Source organism: Prevotella sp. P4-119 (genome assembly GCF_002251345.1).
Classification (GTDB): domain Bacteria; phylum Bacteroidota; class Bacteroidia; order Bacteroidales; family Bacteroidaceae; genus Prevotella.
In genome coordinates, this window is sequence record NZ_NPJB01000029.1 from 76,709 (window position 1) to 84,189 (window position 7,481).

Below are 7,481 nucleotides of genomic sequence, written 5' to 3' on the forward strand. Positions count from 1 at the left end.
TTGTCCCTTAACTTCTCTCTAACTTCTCTCTAACTTCTCTCTAACTTCTCTCTAACTTCCCTAACTTCCCCACATGCGAAAAATGTGTTTTATTGCTATCCAATAATAATTCCTTTAAAAATATAGGATTTCTCAATATTTTTTTGTAATATTGCAACTCCAAACAACTTAAAAACAATGACTACGAAACGAATCTTTATTACAATGGCAGCTTTCATCGTATGTATGAAACTGCTGGCACAGTCTCCAGTAGGTTTTTATCCTAAGGAGAATGCTCACAACATCAACATCGACACACATCTCATTATTGAGTTTGACCAACCGGTAAAGGCGGGCACAAAGGGGATTGTCACGGTGTTTGACAAAACCACTAACAAGGTGGTCGATAAAATCGACATGTCCCTTCCGGCAGGGCCAACAGAAGGACAGCCTGTTAATCCTCATGCAACATATACTCCTGTACCTTATATTTATAAGTCGGAGCATATTACCAATCGTAACACACGTCCGGGCACTCCATCGGGTGCTGCCAAAGAAGATAAGCGCAAGTATCAGAAGACGATTATCGGAGGATTCTCTGATGCCTTCCACTTCTATCCTGTTATCTGTCATGGTAATAAGGCTACTGTTTATCTACACAACAATATGTTGGATTACGGACATGAGTATGAAATTAAGATAGGCAAGGAAGTCATCGAGGGATGGAATGGCAAGAAATCATGGAAGTTTACTACCAAGGCAAAGGCTCCTTCAACAGATAAATCTCAAGTGGTGGTGGCTGCTGATGGAAGCGGAGATTTCTCCACTCTGCAGGGTGCCATGGATTGGATGCCAGACTCGTTGCCCTCGGAAGCGAGTAGGAAAACTGTTTTTGTGAAGAATGGCGACTATGAAGAACTGGTGTATTTCCGTAATAAGCGGTTTGTGACCATTCAAGGTGAATCTATGGATGGGGTTGTGGTGCATTATCCCAATAACGAGGTTTTCAATCCTCATCCTGTTGACATCAAGACCAACGAGGTGAAGGGAACATTCCCCTCACGTCGTGCTGCGGTAGCTGCTGACAATTGCGCTGATATGATTTTCAAGAACATCACCTTCAAGACCGATTGTAAGGGACAGGCTGAGGGGTTCCTGCTCAATGGTGAGAGAAACTTTTCTGAGAACGTACATATTATTGGCGACGGAGATGCTCTTCAAGCGAACGGATCGGCCTACTGGCTCAACTGCATCATAGATGGAGGAGGAGATACGGTCTTAGGCAGAGGTCCGTCATACTTCAATCATTGTACCATTTCCACTCATGGCCCCTTCATGTGGATAAGAAATACGGCCGAAAACCATGGTAACATCTTCAACGACTGTACCTTTAAGGGATTGGGTGAGAATGCTGTGATTGCTCGTCTGCCAGCCAATCACGGAAAGTCATATCCCCATTCTGAATGTGTGTTGCTCAACTGCACGTTGGACGGTGTGCCTGCCATAGGCTTTGAACCTGTGGCTGAACCTACGGTCACCCTGTTGGAATTCAACAGCCATGACAAGGAAGGTAAGGCTATAGATGTCAGCCGGAGACACCAGTATGTTCGCCAGCTTGATGCCATCAAGGATGCTGAGCTGATAGGAAAATACGCTGATGCAAGGTGGGTGCTGAACTGGTAGGCTAAAAAAAGAGAATACCTATTACAACTTTCTCAAGCTGATTTTTGTTCACTTGCGAAAGTTATTCCAGAAACTTTTTGTAAATTTGCGCCAAATAACAAGTGATTATGAGTCCAGTATTCCGACGCGAAAGCGAATATAAGTTCAAGGAATATCCCAATATATGGGAATATATAAAGCGACAGAACAATTCTATTCACATGTCAGAGTTCAAGCCTAATGAGGCTGCCGAGGAGCAGGCCAATATCCTCATACAGGGAACTCTGAAAAAGTATCATCGCCATTAAGTAGGAACACAATGAAAAAACTAAGCAAAGAGTTTTGGAGAGGCTTATGGGTAACCGTCCTTGTTATGGGCTGCCTATTTGGTTGCACAGCCTACTATGCCCTGCAAGAGCGAAAACAAAAAGAAGAATTTCGCCGTTGGGATAATAAGCGCCGAGAGGCAGTCCAGCGGGGGCTTGACTCTATTAGGCTACATAATGACAGCATAAGAAAATCTGTCAGCACCAAAAAGGGAAAAGGAGGAATTATCATTGGAACAGATGACGATGACCGAGACCCTTACGACGATCCTGATTTCGATGACCTGATACCAGGCGAGGAATACGACGAGGAATTTGTTGACCGTTCGCAGGGCGACCCGGAATTATACAATTAACATGCCTGGCTCTAAGTATTTCACTTCTTTATCATAAGAAGAATCTTGGTTTAATATTGTTCGTTCCGAGACAAATGTCCTATTCCGAGAGCAAACTGCCCAAGCTCAGACATACTGTCAATTTCTATGAAGTTAGAACGAACAGAAGAATGTAACCAAGAATGGCACGGAGAAATCTACACAGAAGCCATGGAAGATGGACACGATGATGAAACTCTCACCCGAATAACGGGTAATGATGGGGAGGGTAGTGTCCATCGTGGTGGCACCACCTACGCTGATAGGTGCCAATCTTCCAAAATACTTCGCCAACAGTGGGGCACACAACAGGGTGAGAATCTCTCTGCCGATGTTGGCAAGCAAAGCGATGGTACCAAGTTCTGCACCACGGTATTGGGTGATGAAGATGCTCGACAGAGAGTAGTAGCCGAATCCAGAACCTATCGCCAGACAGTCGGTAAGTTGACGATGCCCCAATAGGACAGATACTGCAGCGCATCCTGCCAACGTGCCCAGAATGGTCATGATGGGAAGCATCATCAAACGAGGATTGACCTCTTTGAAACTCTTCAGTACAGAAGTGTCGCAACCGATGCTGATGCCTACGCAGAACATCAGGCAGCAAAGAGCATAATAGCTGACGTCGCTATTTACAAAGCTGTCGGGAATCACGTCACACAATCCCACGATGATGCCGAGGACAAAGAAGCCTACGATAATCAGACTGCCTTTCATGCCTTGCCTCCTTCCTGTTCAACCGATGTCTTGCCTTTCTGTTTGGCTGTTACATATCTCCATAATGCCCAAGCAAAGATTGCACTGCCGATACTGCCGCCCAGCGTTAATACGATGGCTTCGAGACCCAGCGTCTGGAGACCATTGACGATACTTGGATTCGATCCTACCTCGATGCCGAGGAGGAATAGGAGTACCCAAATAAGTGCCGTGATGATACGGCCGATAAAACTCATTTTCTGGTTGCGGAGCAGGTAACCCGTACCTATTCCGCATAGCATAATCATTACAATCTTGAGCATTGTTTTCTCGTTTTACTTATCCGTTTCCTGTTTGGAACGCATTTCCCCAACTTTCGTTGTTATGCTTTTCAAAAACTGTTATACTGTTATATTGTCACGCTTTGGATTGATGACAACGCTATTCGTAGTCTAACGCTTACTGCCTAAAATCCTGCTTCTGACACATTTCACCGCTGGCTTGTAGAAAGTCATGTCCATGCTCTCTATGGTGCGCATAAACTCTCCCATCAGTTCTGGATAGAACTTACACATCCGATAGGCAATCTTCATGCAGAGAGATTGAATACTGGGAAACTCATCAGGATTGACCATGCGTGGAACAACCCTTTATCGCATTTTAACTGGTAAGGTATATCCTGATCAACATGAGAATATGTAATATAAGCAATCTTGTTTGTTATATAGTGTATATATCCTATTGTCCACATAATTAGTCCTTGTTTTAGTTCCTATTCAAATATCAAAACTTTCCAGTACCCTCCCTTATTTGGACCTATGCGTTTTATGATGCCTTTCTGCTGGAGTAATTTTAAGTTGTATTTTACACCATCTTCTGATAAAGAATCTAAGTGAGATGATATTTCTTTACGTCCCGCATATGGACATTTAAGCAGGAAATCGATAATTTCTTTTTGTACGGGCGTTATATCCAGAGGTAGTTTCTGGGTAGTTTCTGGGTAGTTTCTGGGTGGTTTCTGGGTAGTTTTACTATCTTTCTGGTCGCTTTCTGGTCGCTTCTGGTCGGATATAGTGTTTTCTTGCCCCTCCTCCAGCACATTTGCCCACACCGTGGCTTTCATGATAAAGGCGACCAGATTATATTGAGGTTCCTTCGTACCGATGGCGGAAAGTTCACGGCACATACGGTCAACACCCTCGCCGAACTCCTTTACATAATCGTAGGCTTTCAAGTACTCTGCAATCTTGGGATTGCGGGAGAAGTGAGTGTGGCGGATATTGTCGGCGCGGACGATTCCAGGCAATTTGCCTGGTGTCTCGAACACCAGGCGGTTGTCAAACATCTTTATCTGTATCTCTGTGCCCTTGATACTGTAATCGCGGTGGCAAACCGAATTCACCGTCATCTCTTGTATCACGAACTTGGGATATTCCCTGTCGGTCTTGAAGAGTCCGTCCTCGCCCAGATAGGAATGTTCCTTTACTTGGGTTTCGAGGTAGTCGATGGTCTTCTGTATTTGGTCGAGGATGCGCCCCTCAAAGGTAACATCCTTGATGACGTTCATCTCCCTGCCGACTTTCTCCTCCGTACCGTAGTACTTGATGAAACGTACGCGGGCACGAGGGAAGAAGTTTTGAGGATGCTTGCCGAAGAGCAAGATGCAGGCAGTGCTGACTTGTGGAACATCGCCCTTGTAAGTCAGGAATCCTTTGTTCTCTTGTAGGTATTCCATCGGAGATTTGCCATAACCAATGCGCTTCATGTATGCTTTTACTGCATCCATGTCGATGTCTTCAATTGTGGCATCGTAGGCAGGGGTGTCCTCATAATAGCGTTCACCCTTATCATACATCAGTTGCAGACGTTCCTCAAAGGGTAGCTTGCGCGACTTGTCGCCCACTCGCCAAAAAGCCTCATCAGCTTGGTTGGCATGGAGGCGAGGACTGGCAGGGACATGGATTATCAGTATATGGTTGTCATTGCCCTCGCTGTCTTGGCAAGGTATGAATTCTGTCGTGACAGAGATGGTGGGCACACAGAAATCAAACGGTGTGCTCAGTATCTCGTTCAAATGAGCCTTGTCTTGGTCAACACCCTCGATGCGACGAGTCTTGTCGGATATACCTACGGCAATCATACCGCCATCGGCATTTGCCATCGCGACAATAGTATTGGCGAGAGCCTTCGGTTCGATGTGAATGCTCTTGCAGTCGAAAGTCTGCCCTTCGGGCATCTGACGTATCTCTTCTATGGTATATCTCATATTCTGTTCATTTCACTTTTGTATGGCAAATCAACTCGTGTATATCCACCTTGAGAACCTCGGCTATCTGTGCCAATGTCTTCAAGTCTGGTTGTGCATGGTTGTTGCACCACTTCGACACTGTGGCAGGGTCTTTATGCAATGTCTTAGCTAACCATTTACTCATAATACCTCTTTCTGCCAATACTGTCTTGATACGATTCAAATCTGCCATACTTCAATTATTTGTTGTGTCTGTCGCAAAGTTACTGCTTTTATCCGAGAATAATGAATAAATCCACATAAATCTGTCTAAAAGAGTGTTGTTCTCCCAAATACAAAGCATTTGACTTTATACCTCTTTATATACAGACAATAAGGTTAAGTTATCTGTATATAAGAGAATGGGTATAGTTTCAACTGCATCCCATTCTATTTTCTCTTTTGACAGCGTCCACTTATTTCTCGTCTATTCCTTCATTATGTCATCCAAACCTCACATTTGTTCGTAAAAGCAAGTTAAAATCGTTAAACCTTCACTTTCCTTAAACCTTCAAATAAAACCCAATCCACTTTTCTACCGTATTAGCCATAAATAATTGGTAATCTGTTACTTCCAAATACTATAAATGGAACGCATTTCCCCAACTTTCGTTGTTATGCTTTTCAAAAACTGTTATACTGTTATATTGTCACGCTTTGGATTGATGACAGCGCTATTCGTAGTCTAACGCTTACTGCCTAAAAGCCTGCTTCTGACACATTTCACCGCTGGCTTGTAGAAAGTCATGTCCATGCTCTCTATGGTGCGCATAAACTCTCCCATCAGTTCTGGATAGAACTTACACATCCGATAGGCAATCTTCATGCAGAGAGATTGGATACTGGGAAACTCATCAGGATTGACCATGTGGGCTAAGCAGAAGTCAAGGAAGTCGGTGCGAAGATCATCCTCTTTCAGCTTCAAGCGCTCAATATGATGGAGCGACAGGCGACGAACAGAAGCGTTGTCGGTCTGCATTGCTAAATCTATGAGCGGGTGGAGTAGTGGTTGCAGCTGTGTGTGCTCCGCTTTGCTGGCCTTGGTCACTCCCCAAAGTGCATTGCGAGCCACTTGATAGTCTTCGTGATTCATATAGGTGCGACAAAAGCCTATGAGGTCTCCCGATTGTTTCACCTCATTATAAATGGCCAATGCCTCTCCTTCACTATACGCACCCTTTAGTCGTTCTTCCGTTATCATGGTGTCACGTTTTTTAGAATATGTGTTATTGTTCAAATAGATCATGGCAAAGTTACGAAAATATCTCGATAATTCGTGGAAAGAATCACGATTTTAACAGATTTACGTGGCAATAAAAAATCCGTGCCCCCTGACGTTTGCTTTCAAAAACTGTAATACTGTAACTGTAACGCAAAATTGATTTATGGAAACTGTTATCTGTTATTTGTTATTTGTAACACAAAAAATTCGTTTTCGGAAACTGTCAACTGTCAAACTGTAACGCTTGCGATTGACATTGGCGTTGTCCAAGAAACAGGAACAGTCCTCGCGAAACCTATTTTTCCTTTCCAAAAACTGTAATACTGTAAGCTGTAAGAATTGTAAGTCATGATGTCAATGACCTGTCACTGTGACACCTTAGATATGATTTAGTAGATGGATAGTGGCTGAAAAAGTACTGAAACAAAAGCCCCCACCTTAGAAAGTTCTAGGGTGGGGCTCGTTTTTCATTTCCAATTTAATTTACCAAACATTTACATTGTTATCTATATTGACTTGTGGTGAGTTGTTTTCTACTTTTTGACAATCCTGTCTATATTTGAAGGTTGAAGTATTGCCCCTTAGATCCGTTACTACAATAGGTATGTAGTTTTCACCATATTCCATTCCAGAAAGAGAGCATCTGAAAGAATAAGGGCTTTTCTCTCCTTGAAGTTCTACCGTTTTTGCCACTTCATTAGATTTAGGATGTTTGATAGTTAAAGATGCAATATCAGCAGCATCTCCGAACTCGATTGTAAATGGCATACTTAATGAATACATACTACCTTCAAATTGCCCAATTCTAACAGACAGCAGAGGTGCAATTTTTGGTATATTTTCGGGAATAATTACCACTTCACTTTTCTTGTTCAGATATATGTTATAAAAATTTGCTTTATAGTTATTTTTTAGATATGCATCATAAGTTTCTT

At 43.2% G+C, this 7,481-nt stretch carries 10 protein-coding genes; 3 read left to right on the forward strand and 7 right to left on the reverse strand.

The features are described 5' to 3' along the window. Positions 1-177 precede the first annotated feature (177 nt). The 3 genes from CIK89_RS03520 (at position 178) to CIK89_RS03530 (ending at position 2,323) form a co-directional block, all read left to right on the forward strand. Positions 178-1,662 (forward strand): pectinesterase family protein, encoded by a 1,485-nt coding sequence (locus tag CIK89_RS03520; RefSeq protein WP_094390057.1) that lies wholly within the window; start codon positions 178-180, stop codon positions 1,660-1,662. 107 nt (positions 1,663-1,769) lie between these two features. Next, entirely contained in the window at positions 1,770-1,949 is a 180-nt protein-coding gene (locus tag CIK89_RS03525) for a hypothetical protein (protein WP_094390058.1), read from the forward strand. An 11-nt stretch (positions 1,950-1,960) separates the two neighbouring features. Continuing rightward, the gene (locus tag CIK89_RS03530) at positions 1,961-2,323 is read left to right on the forward strand and encodes a hypothetical protein (RefSeq protein ID WP_094390059.1); all 363 of its coding nucleotides are present in this window, start codon (positions 1,961-1,963) and stop codon (positions 2,321-2,323) included. Between the two features lie 132 nt (positions 2,324-2,455). Here CIK89_RS03530 and CIK89_RS03535 read toward each other — a convergent pair whose 3' ends face one another. The 7 genes from CIK89_RS03535 to CIK89_RS13450 all read right to left on the reverse strand — a co-directional run. Beyond that, entirely contained in the window at positions 2,456-3,058 is a 603-nt protein-coding gene (locus tag CIK89_RS03535; RefSeq protein ID WP_094390060.1) for a lysine exporter LysO family protein, read from the reverse strand. Then, positions 3,055-3,360, reverse strand: coding sequence for a LysO family transporter (locus CIK89_RS03540; protein WP_094390061.1), 306 nt, complete (start codon positions 3,358-3,360; stop codon positions 3,055-3,057). Before CIK89_RS03540 ends, CIK89_RS03535 begins: the two co-directional genes overlap by 4 nt. Before the next feature lie 129 nt (positions 3,361-3,489). Beyond that, entirely contained in the window at positions 3,490-3,672 is a 183-nt protein-coding gene (locus CIK89_RS03545; RefSeq protein WP_094390062.1) for a hypothetical protein, read from the reverse strand. Positions 3,673-3,809: 137 nt separating this feature from the next. Next, positions 3,810-5,303: an RNA-binding domain-containing protein gene (locus CIK89_RS03550; RefSeq protein WP_094390063.1), complete on the reverse strand. Its 1,494-nt coding sequence runs from the start codon at positions 5,301-5,303 to the stop codon at positions 3,810-3,812. Between the two features lie 7 nt (positions 5,304-5,310). Beyond that, positions 5,311-5,517 carry a helix-turn-helix transcriptional regulator gene (locus CIK89_RS03555; RefSeq protein ID WP_094390064.1) on the reverse strand — a complete coding sequence of 69 codons (207 nt, stop codon included), beginning with the start codon at positions 5,515-5,517 and terminating at the stop codon, positions 5,311-5,313. A 492-nt stretch (positions 5,518-6,009) separates the two neighbouring features. Beyond that, entirely contained in the window at positions 6,010-6,525 is a 516-nt protein-coding gene (locus tag CIK89_RS03560; protein ID WP_094390071.1) for a hypothetical protein, read from the reverse strand. A 504-nt stretch (positions 6,526-7,029) separates the two neighbouring features. After that, positions 7,030-7,481 (reverse strand): hypothetical protein (locus CIK89_RS13450; protein WP_158214964.1); only part of this gene is annotated, 452 nt, incomplete at its 5' end.